The sequence below is a fragment of the Stenotrophomonas sp. STEN031 genome, assembly GCF_056759975.1.
In genome coordinates this window covers 1-16,930 of the sequence record NZ_JBRREA010000080.1, presented here as the reverse complement: position 1 = coordinate 16,930, position 16,930 = coordinate 1, and the positions used below count along the sequence as shown (strand labels likewise).

At 62.3% G+C, this 16,930-nt stretch carries 17 protein-coding genes and 1 pseudogene; 3 read left to right on the top strand and 15 right to left on the bottom strand.

Annotated features, from left to right (window positions below; all coding sequences use genetic code 11):
• Positions 1-114: 114 nt before the first annotated feature.
• Positions 115-489 (top strand): annotated as a pseudogene (locus ACVOLQ_RS20880) (ATP-binding protein); the annotation flags it as partial.
• Positions 490-645: 156 nt separating this feature from the next.
• Here the strand turns inward: ACVOLQ_RS20880 and ACVOLQ_RS20875 are convergent.
• The 15 genes from ACVOLQ_RS20875 to ACVOLQ_RS20805 all read right to left on the bottom strand — a co-directional run bounded on the left by ACVOLQ_RS20875 (position 646) and on the right by ACVOLQ_RS20805 (position 13,731).
• Positions 646-1,578: a CorA family divalent cation transporter gene (locus ACVOLQ_RS20875; RefSeq protein ID WP_042797683.1), complete on the bottom strand. Its 933-nt coding sequence runs from the start codon at positions 1,576-1,578 to the stop codon at positions 646-648.
• Between the two features lie 5 nt (positions 1,579-1,583).
• Complete coding sequence (locus tag ACVOLQ_RS20870) at positions 1,584-2,120, bottom strand: MOSC domain-containing protein (RefSeq protein ID WP_034054001.1); 537 nt, start codon at positions 2,118-2,120, stop codon at positions 1,584-1,586.
• Positions 2,121-2,143: 23 nt separating this feature from the next.
• Positions 2,144-2,590, bottom strand: coding sequence for a hypothetical protein (locus tag ACVOLQ_RS20865; protein WP_297756217.1), 447 nt, complete (start codon positions 2,588-2,590; stop codon positions 2,144-2,146).
• Between the two features lie 13 nt (positions 2,591-2,603).
• Complete coding sequence (gene egtD, locus ACVOLQ_RS20860; protein WP_123676628.1) at positions 2,604-3,581, bottom strand: L-histidine N(alpha)-methyltransferase; 978 nt, start codon at positions 3,579-3,581, stop codon at positions 2,604-2,606.
• Positions 3,578-4,786, bottom strand: a complete 1,209-nt coding sequence (gene egtB, locus ACVOLQ_RS20855) for an ergothioneine biosynthesis protein EgtB (RefSeq protein WP_123676627.1) — start codon at positions 4,784-4,786, stop codon at positions 3,578-3,580. Before egtB ends, egtD begins: the two co-directional genes overlap by 4 nt.
• 23 nt (positions 4,787-4,809) lie before the next feature.
• A complete protein-coding gene (locus ACVOLQ_RS20850) occupies positions 4,810-5,571 on the bottom strand; it encodes an FAD-binding oxidoreductase (protein WP_297756215.1) in 762 nt (253 codons plus the stop codon).
• Positions 5,564-6,172 carry a sulfite oxidase-like oxidoreductase gene (locus ACVOLQ_RS20845; RefSeq protein ID WP_123676625.1) on the bottom strand — a complete coding sequence of 203 codons (609 nt, stop codon included), beginning with the start codon at positions 6,170-6,172 and terminating at the stop codon, positions 5,564-5,566. Before ACVOLQ_RS20845 ends, ACVOLQ_RS20850 begins: the two co-directional genes overlap by 8 nt.
• Positions 6,173-6,189: 17 nt before the next feature.
• Positions 6,190-7,599, bottom strand: a complete 1,410-nt coding sequence (locus ACVOLQ_RS20840; protein WP_034053982.1) for a mercuric reductase — start codon at positions 7,597-7,599, stop codon at positions 6,190-6,192.
• Entirely contained in the window at positions 7,596-7,877 is a 282-nt protein-coding gene (locus tag ACVOLQ_RS20835; protein ID WP_034053981.1) for a DUF427 domain-containing protein, read from the bottom strand. Before ACVOLQ_RS20835 ends, ACVOLQ_RS20840 begins: the two co-directional genes overlap by 4 nt.
• A 32-nt stretch (positions 7,878-7,909) precedes the next feature.
• Positions 7,910-9,130, bottom strand: coding sequence for a bifunctional alpha/beta hydrolase/OsmC family protein (locus tag ACVOLQ_RS20830; protein ID WP_008647313.1), 1,221 nt, complete (start codon positions 9,128-9,130; stop codon positions 7,910-7,912).
• Complete coding sequence (msrB, locus tag ACVOLQ_RS20825; protein ID WP_232092421.1) at positions 9,127-10,098, bottom strand: peptide-methionine (R)-S-oxide reductase MsrB; 972 nt, start codon at positions 10,096-10,098, stop codon at positions 9,127-9,129. Before msrB ends, ACVOLQ_RS20830 begins: the two co-directional genes overlap by 4 nt.
• A gap of 36 nt (positions 10,099-10,134) precedes the next feature.
• A complete protein-coding gene (locus tag ACVOLQ_RS20820; RefSeq protein WP_074423286.1) occupies positions 10,135-11,667 on the bottom strand; it encodes a protein adenylyltransferase SelO in 1,533 nt (510 codons plus the stop codon).
• Between the two features lie 4 nt (positions 11,668-11,671).
• Complete coding sequence (locus ACVOLQ_RS20815; RefSeq protein ID WP_034053978.1) at positions 11,672-12,160, bottom strand: peroxiredoxin family protein; 489 nt, start codon at positions 12,158-12,160, stop codon at positions 11,672-11,674.
• A gap of 85 nt (positions 12,161-12,245) precedes the next feature.
• Positions 12,246-12,755 carry a peptide-methionine (S)-S-oxide reductase MsrA gene (msrA, locus tag ACVOLQ_RS20810; RefSeq protein ID WP_008652077.1) on the bottom strand — a complete coding sequence of 170 codons (510 nt, stop codon included), beginning with the start codon at positions 12,753-12,755 and terminating at the stop codon, positions 12,246-12,248.
• A 124-nt stretch (positions 12,756-12,879) separates the two neighbouring features.
• Positions 12,880-13,731, bottom strand: a complete 852-nt coding sequence (locus ACVOLQ_RS20805; protein WP_052157284.1) for an AraC family transcriptional regulator — start codon at positions 13,729-13,731, stop codon at positions 12,880-12,882.
• A gap of 69 nt (positions 13,732-13,800) precedes the next feature.
• On the opposite strand from ACVOLQ_RS20805, the gene ACVOLQ_RS20800 reads away from it, so the two are divergent.
• Positions 13,801-15,660 carry a glutamine--tRNA ligase/YqeY domain fusion protein gene (locus ACVOLQ_RS20800; protein ID WP_197970338.1) on the top strand — a complete coding sequence of 620 codons (1,860 nt, stop codon included), beginning with the start codon at positions 13,801-13,803 and terminating at the stop codon, positions 15,658-15,660.
• A gap of 485 nt (positions 15,661-16,145) precedes the next feature.
• On the top strand, positions 16,146-16,850 hold the full coding sequence (locus ACVOLQ_RS20795; protein WP_079385910.1) for an isocitrate lyase/PEP mutase family protein: 705 nt from the start codon (positions 16,146-16,148) through the stop codon (positions 16,848-16,850).
• Positions 16,851-16,930 lie beyond the last annotated feature (80 nt).

Sequence of the window (16,930 nt, the reverse complement as noted above, 5' to 3'; positions counted from 1 at the left end):
ATTTGAAAGTGAACAGGAAAGTCAATGAAATCAACGATCTACCAACACCACCTCCGCGCCAGTGCTAGCTTTTCGTACCGTCACTTATTGCACTGAAAACGAGGAGACCCCAACAAGTCCGGGCAGTTGGCACACCGGCTGATGTACGTCGATCTGGTGATCCTGGATGAACTGGGCTACCTGCCGTTCACGCAGTCGGGCGGTGCGATGCTGTTCCACCTGCTCTCCAAGCTCTACGAGCGAACGAGCGTGGTGATCACCACCAACCTCACCTTCTCGGAATGGAGCAGCGTCTTCGGCGACGCCAAGATGACAACCGCCTTGCTCGACCGCCTCACGCACCACTGCCACATCGTGGAGACAGGCAATGAGAGCTGGCGATTCAAGCACTCCAGTGCCGCTGGCGCGGCACCGTCCAAGCCACGTGCAAAAGCTCAGAAAGGAGATCGAAAAGCAGCAGACCCGATAGACTTATCCACAACCGAGTAGCCAGAACATCCATCAACCCAGTGGCTCAGTATTCGACGTGATCACTGGCTCAGTTGTGCTGATGAATCAACAGGCACGTATCGTTTTTCCTAACAGCGCACCCGTCCTTGATGGACGGCTCCGAAGATACATCTCAAACAGTCCACAAACCGTCTACTAAAGCCATTTGAACCAGCGAAAGACCGCTACCAACCCAACACTCATTAGTAAGCAAAGACCTACCAACACCCAGAAGCCATTGGTGGCATCTGCGAACGGCAGTCCCAGAAGATTGGCGCCAAACAGGCCAGTGACAAAGTTCAAGGGCAAGAAGATTGTGGATACCACGGCAAAAACATAAGAGCTTTGATTCAGCTGTCGCTCCTGAATGCGGTTTGCCTGGTCACTGAGGATATCGATACGGTCACGCAAATTCTCCAGCGTTTCGAGCAACCGCAACAGCTGGTTCAGGTGCTCCTCCAGTCGGCCTCGGTGATTTATATTCAGCGGCGGGACGACGAGAGTTGTCAACGTTTGAAGAACGGCTCGCTGGGGGCCAAGATGACGAAGAAAGCCAGAGATCGCGGTCTGGGTATTGGCCATGCTCGGGCATGCCGCTTCCGTCTGGTGCTGAACCAGAAGGCCGCCGATCAGATCCACCCCATCCTCCAGCATCTCGACCTGCTCGGAAACTTCCGCGAGGTGCTCTTCGATGAGATCGCAAAGGAAGTCACCTGGCGTTGCAGGGCCGCGCCCCTGAGAGATGTCTTCTGCAAGTTCGAGGATGGGATCCACATCCTCCTCGCGGGTCGTGATAACCCGACGCTCATCAATCCAGATTCGCATGGACACCATGTCCTCTGGATGCCCCACTCCATCAGCTCTCAGATGCATCGCTTTGAGCAGAACCATCACACCCTGCCCGTGGACGCGCAACCGCGACCGGGTATCTTCAGAGACCATCGCTGCGGCGATCAGCTTGTCCAGGCCGGTCGCGCTCGAGAGAAAACCTTCCGTCTCGCGGTGGTGGATGCACATGTGCAACCACGACGCACCGCCGGTCATCTGGAGAAGATGGAGGAACCCAGGCGTACGCTCTGCTTCGATCATGGCTCTCAGCCCACGGTGGATTCAACGTCAAGGTTAACGGTATCTCCAACCCGTAGCACGCCACCTACGACGATCCGTGCCGTGGCGCCCCCGTGACCACGCAGCGCGGCGTAACCGCCTTCACCGAGCTCGTCCTCCATGCGTGAACAAGGAGGACATGGCCCCGTGATTTCAATGCGGACCGAACCGCCAATTCGCCAGACAAAGCGCTCTTCCCGGAAAGGTGAATGCATCGCGGCGATGTTGATCCCCGAGATCACGAGGTTGCGCCGCAAACGCTCCGGGGCAATTGGGGCTTGCCCCGTCCAGACCCCGAGCAAGCTGAGGTGCTCAGCCTGGATCAGACTCAGCTCGCGATGGCGTTGCGCATCCGACTGACGAAGCCGCAGGGAGCGGTGATCGCCAATCAGCCCGAGACCCGGTTCGGCCCTGGCCTCCTGCACGGACACAGCGTCCTTGAGGCGATCCGGGCGCAGAACGATGGCACCAAGTCGACCTGTGCCATGAAAGCGCCGGACCAAGTCGCGCAGCGTGCCGCCCATCGTTCAGACTCGAATGAGGTGCATCACAAGACTTCCTCTATGTGCAGTTCGCGTTGCCGGAAGCTGACAACATCACCGGCTCGGGCATCTGCGATCGCTGCGTAGATGGGCGCCTGGGTGGAAATTCCCATGTAGGTGTTGCCGTCGCACTGGAAGGCATCGCTAGCAACCGCAATCACGAACCAACGCCCGTCGATGCGAACCACGGCGCCTGTCTCCACCGAATCCCGGGGACCGAAATCGATCTGACGTAAGACTTCCAGGGCCTCCTGATGATCGTGAATGGGGCATTCGAACGCCTGCGCCAGAGCGGCATTGTTGACGGCCCGCGACGCCGCATCGCTTTCACTGGGTTCATCTCCGCGGCCCGCCGCACCAACCAGGTATTGTGCATAGGCCTGTTCAGCAAACCGCAGGCGCCCTTCGGCAAGGTCCAGCATGGTCTGGCGCAAATGGATCTTGTTGCTCATTCAGGCTCCTATGTCAGGTCGACGTTTGTTGCGTTGGGGTGAACGGTAGGCGGTGCCAGACTGTGAGGGCGTACCAGCCTCGGGGGTCGGTCAGGGTGCAGGTGTTGTCAAACCCGCTTTGGGCTGCGAGGTGTTCAATAGAAGCCATCGTGTACTTCTGAGATTGCTCCGTGTAGATGGTCTCGCCGGCAAGGAAAACGAAACCTCGGTCGAGGGTCTTGCTGTTGACCACCTGGTCCACCTGGCTAACCAGAAAGCTCCTGGCCACGTGTTCCAGCGGACAGTAGCTGGCGTAATGACGAAATTTCGCAAGATCGAAGTCCATGCCCAACTCGCGATTCAACCGTGTCAGCAGGTTCAGATTGAACGCAGCTGTCACGCCTTGAGAGTCGTCGTAAGCTGCGCGCAGCATGGCCGGGTCCTTGACCAGATCCAGACCAAGCAGCACAAGGTCACCCGGGCGCAAATTCGAATGCACTCGCTGCAGCAGCTTGACGGCACCGTGTTCGTCCAGGTTGCCCAGATTGCTGCCCAGTAACATTGCAACCTGGCGTCGCCCTTCGGCGACCTGAGGCCAGTGCTCGAAGTAGTCTCCCAGCACCGGCTCGATGGCCATGCGGGGGAGGTACGTGTCAAAGCGGCGGCTCAGATCCGCTAGTGCGCGTGCGGACACATCCATAGGCCTGTAAATGCAGTCCACGTCACGTTGTGCCAGTGCCTGGCACAACGACAGCGTTTTGGCCCCGTCGCCGCTGCCCAGTTCAATCAAATCGATCGGGCTGCACCGAGGGTCTATCCACCGGGAAAGTTCGTCCGCTCGTGAACGCAGGAGCTCGTGCTCAAGGCGTGTGAGGTAGTACTCTGGCAGCGCCATGATCTGCTGAAACAGGCGCGAGCCTTCGTCGTCGTAGAACCAAGCGGATGAGAGCGCCTTTTGTGGTCGCGTCAACCCTTGCAGAACATGCTCTGTCAGTCTGTCCCGATCAGTCATGCCGACTCCCGCGAGCGAACAGGACGAATCCCCGTGAACTGCCAACGCAACGGAGCGTGAAAGAAGTTCCGGTATGTCAGACGGGCGTGGCCCGGTGATGTGGCCCAGGATGCTCCGCGCAAGACCTGCTGGTTTACCATGAACTTCCCGTTGTATTCCCCCACCGCGCCCTCGCTGCGGGCAAAGCCAGGATAGGGCTGATAGGCACTGCGCGTCCATTCCCATCGACGTCCCCAGTCGAGCCGGCTTGCCGCTGCCTCCCACTCGAACTCGGTGGGCAATCGCCACCCCGCCCACTCGCAGAAGGCATGTGCCTCGTAGTAACTGACGTGGGAGACTGGCGCCTGGCTACTGAGAGGCGCCACACCCTGGAGCGTGTAGTGACTCCATCCGTGAGGCTGGGCTGGGTCGGGCAGCCAGTACATTGGCGCACGGTGTTCGAGCGTTTGCACCCAGTCCCAACCTTCTGCATGCCAGAGCGAATGGCGCTGATACCCTCCGTCGCGCATAAACTGAAGGTATTCATCATTGGTGACAAGCGCCACACGGATGTCTACCCCTTGAATGAGCGCCAAATGCGATGGCGACTCGTTATCGAAGGCGAACCCTGGCCCCTGGTGGCCGATGCGAATCGTCTGCCCGTCGACGCTCAGCCAATCGTTCAGGGGTGGGCAGGTGCCATCGTGTTCGGCCGTCACATCTTGCGGACCGATGCCCTGAGGGTCATACGCCGGATGCAATGGGTTGTGGCCAAGGATGTACTTGATGTCTGTGATCAGCAACTCCTGATGCTGTTGTTCATGCTGCATGCCCAGCTCTACCAAAGCCGCGACTGCGGGCTCCAGTGGTTCCTTCAGCAGACGATGCATGGACTCGTCCACATGCGCGCGGTATGCCATCACCTCAGCCACCGTCGGGCGACTCATGCTCCCTCGCCGAGGGCGTGCCAAGTGAGCGCCCTCAGATTCGTAGTAGCTGTTGAACAGGTAGCCATACAGAGGATGGAACAGTCGATAGCCCGGCTGTTGTAGCGCGAGAACAAAAGTCTCGAAGAACCACGTGGTGTGAGCCAAGTGCCACTTCGGTGGACTGACGTCGGAAACCGGTTGAGGGACATGGTCCTCGGCACTCAGAGGAGCACACAGCCGTTCGCTGCGTGAACGGACAGAGACGTATCGGGTCAGGAGAATTTCTTCAGGTGTCATGGCAAGTAAGAACAAAAAGTGCTTCAACTTCCGAAACGCTCAGTGCGGATGGAGACCTCTGGCACATTCAGCCCGGTGACCATATGAACGATGGACTCGACAAAGTCATTGCGCCCGCAGATAAAAACTTGTGCGGATTCGGTCGCCACATTGCCCAACTGCTGCAAAGCCCAGGCAACATCGGCTTCAACAATGCGGCCAACGTGGTCCTGCACACGCGGGGCACAGGTGTCCCGCGAGAGAGCTAGTCGGGTGCGAAACCGTGGAGTAAACGCTTCCCATCGCTGCAGGGTTGGCCAGAGCAACACTTCTTCCAGATGGCGTGCGGCAATCAACAACGTTGTATGCGCTAGGCTGTATGCACCCACGCGTTGCGCTGCCATGGACAAAAGGGGAACGACGCCAGATCCTCCCCCAATCAGCAAGGCTGGTCGTGTGTTCGACTCGTCAAGCACAAAATGTCCTCCAACTGGTCCGAGGATTTCAATCGTTTCGTCGTGCTGGGCCTCATCGTGAAACCAGGTGGATACTTCGCCATCGTCCAAACGCTCAATGCCCAGTTCATAGAGCCCAATACGTTGAGGAGGAGAGAGGAGTGAGTAGCTCCGTTGTGCCTGATAGCCGTCTTCTGCTGTCAGTCGGACATCCAAATGCTGGCCCGGCCTCGGGCGAACCCATCTGTCGGGACGCAGCACCACCCGCATGACGCGTGGAGTCAGTGCCTGCAACGCTTCGATGCGTGCGGACTGCCAGCTCAGCCGTTGCTGACCAACGGCCTCATCCATAGCGCTCTTCCTTGAAGGGGTCACCTCGCATGTGATAGCCCCGCAGTTCCCAGAACCCGGCCTCGTCGCGCTCGTTGAACTGCAGCGCATTGACCCACTTGGCCGACTTCCAGAAATAGAGATGCGGCACCAACAGGCGTGCCGGTCCCCCGTGCTCGGGCGCGAGCGGTCGGTCATCGTAGTGCGTTGCGATCATTGCGCGCCCTTGTGTCAGATCGGCCAACGGCACGTTGGTGGAGTAGCCGTCCTGGGAATGCGCCAGCACCCAAGGCGTGGGCGCTTCCAGTCCGGCTGCTTGCAACAAAGCGTCCAACGTCACACCGCGCCAGCGGGTGTCGAATTTCGACCAGGTGGTAACGCAATGGATATCGACCACCTGCTCGGTCTGGGGCAGGGCCTGGAATTCGCTCCAGGTCCAAACGCGAACCGGCCGCACACCGACCTTCAAGGTCAAGCGCCAATCGCCAAGCGCCAAGGCTTTTGGGGTGGGGCCCGCAGTCAGCACGGGAAAACCTTCCGTCAGGGACTGTCCTGGCGGAAGTCGACCGCCGTGGTTGTGGACATCGCGATTGCGGCCGCTGAATGAGCGGTTGATGGGCATGGTGTGGGTCCTCCGGCTCACCCAGAACTTGCGGTCAAGGGCTTGCGTCGATCAATGATGGTGGGCAGGAACTCGGTGACCGTCGGGTGAACGGGCAATGCATCCCGGACCAACTTCCAGGTGCCGCCACTGGCCATCACCAGACCGATCGCCTGAATGATCTCGTCCGACTGGATCCCGAGCATGGTCGCTCCGAGGAAATGACCACTGTCCTCATCGATGAGGAGCTTGATCTTGCCCACGGTTTCGCCTTCTTCCTTCGCGCGACTGACGTCCTTCATGGCGTGAACCGCCTGGGAAATGCGTCGCCCTTCGGTCACGAGTTTTCGCGCGTCGGCCTCATAAAGACCGACGTGGGCCAGCGGAGGATCGGTAAACATGGCATAAATGCCGACGCGCGCGGCGGCGCTGCGTTGCCCTCCGGCCAGGTTCTCCGCCACGATGTCCTGATCGTGGTAGCTGGTGTGGGTAAAGGCCCCGCGCTGATTGATGTCACCCAGCGCCCAGATGCCGGGAACCGCGGTTTCGAGCCGGTCGTTGGTGACCAGGTAGCCTCGCGCACTGACCTCCAGGCCCACCGTTTCCAGGCCCAGACAGTCGGTGTTCGGTATTCGCCCGGTGGCCACCAGCAGGTGGCTGCCATCCACGCTGCGGCCACCAGCCAACTGCACCCGCACGCCAGCGTCGTTGTCCGCCTTGCCGACCCGCTCAATGCGCACGCCGGTGTTCACTTCGATGCCTTCCGCTGTCAGCATTCCGGTCACAGCGGCTGCAATGTCCTCGTCCTCGCGGGCCGTGAGGCGGGGCCCTGTTTCCAGAATGGCAACCTCACTTCCCAGCCGCCGAAAGATCTGAGCCATCTCCAGGCTGATGTATCCACCGCCGATGATCACCAGCCTGGACGGTAATTCACGCAGCGCCAACAGCCGTTCGTTGTCCAGGAACGGCAGCTCGTCCAGCCCAGGCACCGGCGGAACAAAGGGACGTGTGCCGGTGTTCAGCACCACCTTGGGCGCCACCAGCTGATGCTCGCCGGCCAGCACCACGAACTGTTCGCCTTCACGGCCCGCCAGGCGACCGCGCGCCTTGATGATGGTGAGTCCTTCCAACTGGCCCAGCCAGGCCTGCAGGCCAGAGCGAGCCTCCTCCACCCGGCGTTGCATGCGCTCCATCGCTGCCCTGAAGTTGACCTGGACCGACCCGGTTTGCACACCGAATTCGCTGGCCCGGCGCGCCATGTGAGCCACACGAGCCGACTTGCGTAGGGTCTTGGTTGGGGTGCAGCCCCGATTGACACAGGTACCACCCAGGTCACGCTCCTCGATGAGCGCCACCTTCATACCCCGGGCAACGAGTGTCGCGCCCAGAAAGGGACCGGCCTGACCGGCTCCGATCACGATCGCGTCGAACCTCTGTTCCCCGCTCATGGCCGCACCTCGACACCGCGCCAGAACGCCACCCTGCCGGTCACCGCCTCCGCACCAGCCTTGGGCGACGGGTAGTACCACGCCGCGTCAGCGTTCACGTCTTCGCCGACCACGACGTCGTAGTAGCTGGCCCGCCCCTTCCATGGACAGGTGGTGTGCGTATCGCTTGGTTTGAAATGTTCCGGGCGCAACGCGTCGTGTGGGAAATAGGCGTTGCCTTCAACTTCCACGATGTCATCGCTCTCAGCGATGGTGGTGCCTTTCCAGATGGCTCTCATGCTCCGTCTCCTTCGTTTGTGTGTGGTTGGGATCAGTCCCGAATCAGTGTGGTGGTGATCACCGGATGGTTCTCCAGCGTTCGATGCACGGGGCAACGATCGGCGATGCGCAACAGGTCCTGTCGCTGGCTTTCACTCAACGGTCCGCTCAGCAGGAGCTGCCGCGTGACGTGGTCAACCTGTCCCGAGCGATCCCCGCACTCCTGGCAATCGGTCGCGTGCGCGCGCTCATGACGCAACCTGACCTGGACATCCTTGAGCGCATAGCCTTTTCGCTTGGCGTACTGGCGCAATGTCATGGACGTGCAGGCGCCCAGCGACATCAGCAGAAGTTCATAAGGATCGGGCCCGCGTTCGCCACCACCCACTTCCTTGGGCTCATCGGCGTCGAGGTGGTGCGGACCTGCTCGCATCGATCGCCAGAAGGCGTGATCGTGCTCCCCCACCCACACCTCGCCCGCACGAAGGTCCGACGGCGCATCGTTTCGCTCGGCTCGCATCGGCAGAAACCGCGAGGCCCAGGCGCCAATCAGGTCAGCCGCATACTGCGCATCGGCCGGGCGCGTGAGCAGATGGTCCGCATCGTCCAGGCTGATGAAACTCTTAGGATGTCTGGCCGCCTTGAACAGGTCCTGTGCCTCGCCGATGTCCACCACCGCGTCACTTGGCGCGTGCATAACCAGCAAGGCCGCGCGAAGCCCCTTGACCGGGTTCTCGTGGGCTTGGGCCTGGAGCTCTTCAATGAAGGCCGGCGCGATCCTGAACGCCCGGCCGCCCAGGTCGACCTGGATCTGCCCATCCTCTTCGGACTTGGTCGGACCGAAGTGACGAAGCACATGGTCGGCCGTCGCGGGTGCGCCCAGCGTGCAAACCGCCCGTATGCCGTCGAGGCGGGCAGCCGCCGCGATGGCCGCCGTCCCCCCCAGGCTGTGTCCGACCAACAGTGCAGGCATGCCGATCGTGCTCTGCATCCAGTGCACCGCCGCCACAATGTCCGCCACGCTGGACGAAAAGCCACCGCGCCCGAAGTCGCCTTCGCTCTCGCCCAGACCGGTGAAATCAAAGCGCAGCGTGGCGATGCCCTGCTGAGCCAGCGCCCGGCTGATGCGGGTCGCGGCGAGAGAGTTCTTTCCGCAGGTAAAGCAGTGGGCAAACACCGCCAGGGCTTGTAACGGTGCATGGTCCGGGCGTTCCAAGACACCCACCAGCAGACCCTGGCTGCTGCCAGCGAAGCCTACCTTTTCGCTGCTCATGCTTTCTCCAGTGCCAGGGCGTTGATGCAGTAGCGCAGACCGCTGGGCTTGGGTCCGTCGGGAAACACGTGACCCAGGTGGGCGTCGCAGACGTTGCACGTCGTCTCCACCCGCACCATGCCGTGGCTGTTGTCTCCGTGATAGCCCACCAGACCCGGGGCAATGGCCTGCGTGAAGCTGGGCCAGCCGCTGCGGCTGTCATATTTGGTCGACGCATCGAATAGTTCAGTGCCGCAGCACACGCACCGGTAGATCCCGGGCGAAAACAGCGTACACATCGAGGAGCTGTGCGCCCGTTCGGTGCCCTTGAGCCGCGTGATTCGGAACTGCTCGGGCGTCAGCTGTTGGGCCCACTCGGCTTCGCTGCGCTCAACTCGGCGCGGTGGCGTCGGGTTGCCCGTTTCCACCAGTTGAATCACTCCTTTCCAAGTCAACATGTCGGGCCCAGGCTCCGGTGCCGCCGGTTCGTTTTCCAGCCGCTTGAGAAAGGTGACGAGCTTGTCGGCGTCGATTCGGAAATGGTTGTAGACCACTCTGCCATCGGGATCGATCAGGATGAACCAGGGTGTGCCGCCGTTGCGGTAGCGGCGCATCAGCTCCGAACCCGCGCCGTCCTGTTCGTCACCGGCGTCGTGCCCGAAGGGAATGCCCAGCGCGTAGCGGGAGTGATTGGCCAGCATGCGCTCCCAGGTGTTCGAACCGAAGTCCTCGAACACGGTCTGGACTGCGGCGAACCCGACGAAGTCGCTCCCCCGAAACGCGTCGACCACCCGGGCAAGCGCCGGAAAGCCGGTCGCATGGCACCCCGGGCAGGCGTCCTGAAAACAGAAGATGAGCTTGAACCGGCCGGGCATGCGGTCCAGGTCGAAGTGTTCCAGCGCCTGGCCCGACGCGTCCACCCACCGGGTCACACCCAGGGGAGCGGCCGCTTCGCCAAGGACACCGGGTTCCTGTTTCGTTGTGGTCATGCGAAGTCTCCTTTCAGAAATCGTTGGGTACCCCAATCAGGTGCCGCAGAAGGTGCGGTGGGCTGCGGCCACTTCGGGCGAGGCCGGCAGCGTGAATGGCCGCGCGGACTCCACCGTCTCGTACGGCCGCCCCAGCACCGCCAGCAGGCGCTCGAACGGACCGAGGTCGGCCTCGTCCACGGCACTCGACAGCGCCGCCTCCACCTGGTGATTGCGCGGGATCACGAAGGGATTGACCGACCACGCCGTTGCGGCGCAGTCCTGCAAGGTCCTTCCCTCCCGGGCCATGCGCTGGCGCCAGCGCGCCAGCCAGTCCGAGAGCGCCGGGCGCTCCCGTCCGAACAGGTCGTGCAGTGCGGCATCCGGCCCCGTGATGGCGTCGGACAGGAGGCGGAACGCCAGCGTGAAGTCCACCTTTTCCCGCTGCAGCAGCTGCAGGAAGTCGTCCGCCAGGGCGCGGTCGTCCGGCTCTTCAGCGGCCAAGCCCAGCTTGGCGCGCAGCTGCCCGGTCCAATGCCGGTCAAAGCGCACGGCAAACCCGGCCACCACCTGTTCCACCCGTTCCACGACGTCGATATCGCGGGCGTCCAGAACCGGCAGCAACGCTTCGGCCAGACGGGCCAGGTTCCATTGCGCCATGGCCGGCTGCTGGCCGTAGGCATATCGCCCCTGACGGTCGATCGAGCTGAACACCGTGGCCGGATCGAAACCCTCCATGAACGCACACGGACCATAGTCGATGGTCTCGCCCGAAATGCTCATGTTGTCGGTGTTCATCACCCCGTGGATGAAGCCCACGCCCATCCAGCGTGCAATCAGCTGCGCCTGCCGCTCACAGACGGCCTCCAGCATCGGAATGGGCTTGTCGGAAAGCTTGGCGAGGGCGGGGTCATGCCGCGCCACGGCATAGTCGAGCAGCCGCCGAAGCATCACCTCCTCCTCCCGCGCCGCGAAGAACTCAAAAGTGCCCACCCGCAAGTGGCTGGCCGCCACGCGCACCAAGATCGCCCCGGGGGGCGAGCCCTCGCGGTTCACCCGCTCACCGGTCCGGATCACCGCCAGCGCACGCGTCGTGGGAATGCCCAACGCGTGCATGGCCTCGCCCATGAGGTACTCGCGCAGCGCCGGGCCCAGTGCCGCCTTGCCATCGCCACGGCGCGAAAACGGCGTACGGCCCGACCCCTTGAGGGCCAGGTCCCGACGCTGTCCTGCCGTGTCGATGAGTTCCCCGAGCAGCAAGGCGCGGCCATCCCCCAAGTGTGGCGAGAACTGGCCGAACTGGTGTCCCGCGTAGGCCTGCGCCAGCGGCGCCGCCTCAGCCGGCATTTCCACGCCGGACAGCCACGCCAGACCGGTCGCAGACTTCAGCGTCGCCGGCTCCAGCCCCAGCTCCAGCGCCAGGGCGTCGTTGAACTGCACCCAGGCCGGGGCCGGGGACGGCTCGGGCTTCCAAGGCACATAGAACCCCTGCATGTCCCGGAAGAAGCTGTTGTCAAACGGCAGCCGAAACGCCGGGCCCGTCCCCGGCGTCTTCGGCTCCGACACGGCCTTTGGTGTGGACGCACGCATGACTTCAGGCCGCCTTGAGACCATCGTTCGAAGCGCCGAACGCCCCGATCAGCTGCCGCTCGTCGAGCTCGAAGTCGCTGTAGAGCACCTCGTCCAGCGGATCGATCACCAAAAACCACGGCGTGCCGCGCGTCCCGTAGTCCGCCATGAGCGACGACGCGCGTCCGATCGCAGGGTCGTGTCCGAACGGAATGTTCAAGCCGTAGCGCAACTGCGTCTCGCGCAGGCGCTCGAAGGTGTTGGACTCGGCGCCCTCGAACACGGTCTGCACCGCGGCAAACGCGAAGCCGCGATCGCCCAACGCCTTGATCAGCTTCTGCAGGGTCGGAAAGCCATGGCTGTGGCAGCCCGGACACCAGTGCTGGAAGCAGAAGATCACTTTGAACCCGTCGCCCAGATCGGACAGCTTCAGCGGTGCCATGCTGCGCCCTTCGCCGTCGATCCACCACGGCACCCGCAGCTCGGGCGCCTGTTGAATGCACCGGGATTGCATCACCATCTCCTCAGGAAAAAAACAGACACACCGGGTCGGCCCGCCCACTGGCGCGCCGACCCCCACCGTTCTTGAGCGTTGGCCGTCAGCCGATCTCGCGTCGCGGCAGCTTCCAGCCCGCACGGGGGTAGTGGCAAGTGTAGCCGTTGGGGTGCTTGACCAGGTAGTCCTGATGCTCGGGCTCGGCCTCCCAGAACGGCCCCGCGGGCGCGAGCTCGGTGACCACCTTGCCCGGCCACAAACCCGAGGCATTCACATCGGCAATGGTCTGCTGCGCCGTGGCCAGCTGCTCGTCCGAGGTGTAGAAAATGGCCGACCGGTAGGAACTGCCGCGGTCATTGCCCTGGCGCCCCGGGGTGCTCGGATCGTGGATCTGGAAGAAGAACTCCAGCAGGTCGCGAAAGCTCGTCTGCGTGGGGTCGAACTCCACCTCCAACGCCTCGGCGTGGGTGCCGTGGTTGCGGTAGGTGGCGTTGGGCACATCGCCGCCGCTGTAGCCCACACGGGTGCGCAACACGCCAGGCAGCTTGCGCACCAGGTCCTGCATGCCCCAGAAACAACCGCCGGCCAGGACTGCTTTTTCGCTCGGGTTCATCGTGATCTCCTTCAAAGTTCTGCCTCAAGGCATTGAACCTGAAGTCGGGTCCGTTCGGCACAGCACAACGGCATTCGGCGTCCGCATCACGCCACCGATCGTCCAGAACCAGGGCGCGATGGACCTACGGCTGACTCAGATGCTCCATCTGCCAAGCGCTGGGCGATTGCCCCGAGGCCCGTTGAAACGCTCGCGCGAATGCGGTGGCATTACCGTAGCCCACCTGAGAGGCCACCGCCTTCACTGCCTGCCCTTGCGCGAGTAGGTTGCGGGCAACCGCCATGCGCCAGTGGGTCAAGTAGGTCAACGGCGGTATGCCCACCACCTGGACAAAGCGCAGGGCAAAGGCAGACCGGGACAGGTGCGCCAGCTCCGCCATGCTGTCAAGCGTCCAGTCGTGCTCTGGCGATTCGTGCAGCATGGACAGCACCACACCCAGACGGCTGTCGACCATGGCCTCCAGCACACCGCCGGACAGCAGTTGCCGATCAATCAGGTGACGCACAAGCACCACGAAGGTGTATTGCAGCAGGCGGTCGATCGCTGCCCGATAACCAAAAGCACGTGCCTCGGCCTCCTCGAACAGCAGCTCTACCGGTCGCTGCAGCGATGACGTGGCGGTCAAGTCAATCACCGTGACGTCCGGCAAGATCATGTCCAGCGGCGGCGCCAATTCACTGAGGGTGGCGCACATCAGGTCCACCCCCTGCGGCCCTGAGCCCTGAACCCAGTGCTCCAACGCGCGGGGAAGCAACAGCACGCTGGGCGCCCGCACGTTCAGCGGCGCAAAGCCCTTGCGCGTCAGTTGCAGCTCGCCGCGACTCAGCAGGTGCATCGTCCCCTGCTTGAGGCCGTCAGCCTCGGATCCCTGCGTCAGGGTACAGAGATTTCCCGAGAAAAACATGCGCGCCGTGGGGGTGAACCGTAACAGCTGGTTCAGCAGAGAGGCGTTCGGCAAGGGAGTGCTTTGGTTCAAGCGCGTGACACCTGTTGTGGGTTAGACCTTGATTATCTTGGAGCTTCCGCCTCTCCTTAGAATGACTGCATGCCCCCCCCGTCCCTTTCGTCCAGCATCTCTCGACACCACCAAGCTCCCGCAGAAATTGAGGGCCAGGCGCTCAGGACGTCAAACTTCCTGCGCCAGGTCATTGAAAAAGACCTCGCCACCGGCACCTACGCCCAGCGCCAATGGGGCGGCGGCCCGGGTGATGCCGCCTTCCACGACGCCGGCCAGCCCGACCCGGCCAAGATCCGCACCCGCTTCCCGCCCGAACCCAACGGCTACCTGCACGTGGGCCACGCCAAGAGCATCTGCCTGAACTTCGGCCTGGCGCGCGACTACGGCGGCGTCTGCCACATGCGCTTTGACGACACCAACCCCGAGAAGGAAGAAAAGGAGTACGTGGACTCCATCCTCGACGCGGTGCAGTGGCTGGGTTTCAACTGGGAATCCAACTTCAACGGCAAGCAGGAAAGCCACCTGTACTACGCGTCGAACTACTTCGACTTCATGTACCGCGCGGCCGAATACCTTATCACCGCCGGCCACGCCTATGTGGACGAGCAGACAGCCGAAGACATGCGCATCAACCGCGGCGACTTCGGCAAGCCCGGCGTGGACAGCCCCTTCCGCAGCCGCAGCCCGGAAGAGAACCTAGCCCGCTTCCGCGAGATGCGCGACGGCAAACTGGCCGACGGCGCCGCCGTGCTGCGCGCCAAGATCGACATGGCCTCGCCCAACATCAACCTGCGCGACCCGGCCATCTACCGCATCCGCCGCGCCACGCACCACAACACGGGCGACGCCTGGTGCATCTACCCCATGTACACCTTCGCGCACCCCATCGAGGACGCGCTGGAGCAGATCACCCACAGCATCGCCACGCTGGAATTTGAAGACCAGCGCCCGTTCTACGACTGGTTGCTGGAGCGTTTGTGCGAAGGCGGCCTGCTCAAGGCCCCACCGCCGCGGCAGTACGAATTTGCGCGCCTGAACCTGACCTACGTGATCACCAGCAAGCGCAAGCTGGCGCAGCTGGTGAACGAGAAGAAAGTCAGCGGCTGGGACGACCCGCGCATGCCCACCATCGTCGGCCTGCGCCGCCGCGGCTACACGCCCGAGGCCATCCAGCTGTTTGCCGAACGCATCGGCGTGACCAAGAGCGACTCCTGGATCGACTACAGCACGCTCGACGGCTGCCTGCGCGAAGACCTGGAAAACAAGGCCCACCGCGGCATGGCCGTGCTTGACCCCGTCAAGCTGGTGCTCACCAACTGGGCCGAAGTGTTCGGCTCTGACGGCTACACCGAAGACTGCACCCAGCCCGCCCTGCCCCACAGCACCATTGCCGAAGGCCAGACGCCGCCGCCTGACCGCGTCTTCAAGATCGGCAAGGACGTGTGGATCGAACGCGAAGACTTTGAAGAAGTGCCGCCCAAGGGCTACAAGCGCCTGTTCCCAGGCAACGTGGTGCGCCTCAAAGGCGGCTACGTCATCGAATGCACGGGTTGCGCCAAAGACGCCGAAGGCAAAGTGACCGAAGTGCACGCCAAGGTCATCCCCGGCACCAAGAGCGGCACCCCCGGCGCCGACAGCGTCAAGGCCAAAGCCGCCATCACCTGGGTGGGCAACGCCGACGGGGTGAGCGCCGAAGTGCGCCTGTACGACCGCCTGTTCACCGACCCGCAACCCGACGCGGGCGGCAAGAACTTCCTGGACGCGCTGAACCCCGACAGCCTGAAGGTGGTGACGGCGGTTGTGGAGCCTTCACTGGCTGCAGCGAAGCCAGACCAGAAATTCCAGTTTGAGCGCCACGGCTACTTCGTGGCCGACCGTGCGGACCACGGGGTGGGCGGGAAAGTGGTGTTCAACCGGGTGACGGGGTTGAAGGATCGTTGGAATTGATCGCTATTCCCACTCTGTGCTTGCTTAATGCCTCGTACAAATCGTCTTTGTTGAAGACATCGCCTTGCACCACTTCACTCTCAGAATCTGGGGGTAGCTATCTACTCCGTTTTGGCGAGTAGGTGAACAGATCCGGAACAACGCGCGGTTGACACGGCCACATAGGAGTTGCGGAGCGTTTGCCCGGTAAACCTGTCTTGAATCGTCCCGAGGAGATTCGAACGCGCTGCCTAAAGCAACCACGCAAGCAACGTGAGCCGTTTTTCGACACCGACGAATCTGTGCATGCGCTGGTTATGGTCGAAAAGTGAGGCGCTCTACCAAATCGCAAAAACGGCAGGAAGTACATGGGTGTGTGGCATACCTCCCCCGACAACAGGGCGCACGCTTTACGACAAGTTGATGCGGTGTCTGGGCGAGATTGCCCATACGCACGATACCGACTGAAGTACCCGCCACCAACTTCGGCGACTAGGATGGCCATAATGAGCCAAATCCAACGGGGTCTACGGTTCCAGCAATTGCACACTGCCGAGGCCATCTTTCTGATGCCCAACGCTTGGGACGTTGGTAGTGCGCTGATGCTCGCGTCCTGCGGCTTTCCCGCTATCGCCACTACGAGTGCAGGCGTGGCTTTCTCGCTGGGATTCCCTGATCAAGAAGCTGCTGTGAGCAGGGAGACCATGCTGGATCGCGTGGGGTCCATTGCTGCGGCAAGTCCACTTCCTGTCTCCGCCGATCTCCAGTCGGGCTACGGTGCGAGCCCTGAAGAGGTTGGAGAAACCATCGCGGCTGCGATTCGTGCTGGTGTGGTGGGCGCGAACATCGAGGACTACAGCGGCAATCCTGCGCAAGCCCTGTTCGACAGAGAGCACGCTGTCGCGCGCGTTCGGGCAGCAAGACGCGCCGCGGACGCGTCGGGAGTTCCTTTTGTTCTGACGGCCCGATCCGATGTCTACCTGACTGGTGCGAGCAATGTTTTTGCAGAGGCCGTCGAGCGATGCAATGCGTACCGAGAGGCGGGTGCGGATTGCCTCTTTGTGCCGGGGGCTTCCGACCCCAAGACCATCGAAGCGCTCGTCCGGGAGATCAATGCCCCCCTCACCGTGGTCATGGGCCTGACAGGTTCACCTCTCACCGTGCCCCAACTCGGATCTTTGGGGTCTCCTCGTTTTCAGTGCAATAAGTGACGGTACGCAAAGCTAGCACTGGCGCGGGGGTGGTCTGGGTAGACCGTTGATTTCATTGACTTTCCTGTTCGCTTTGTAAA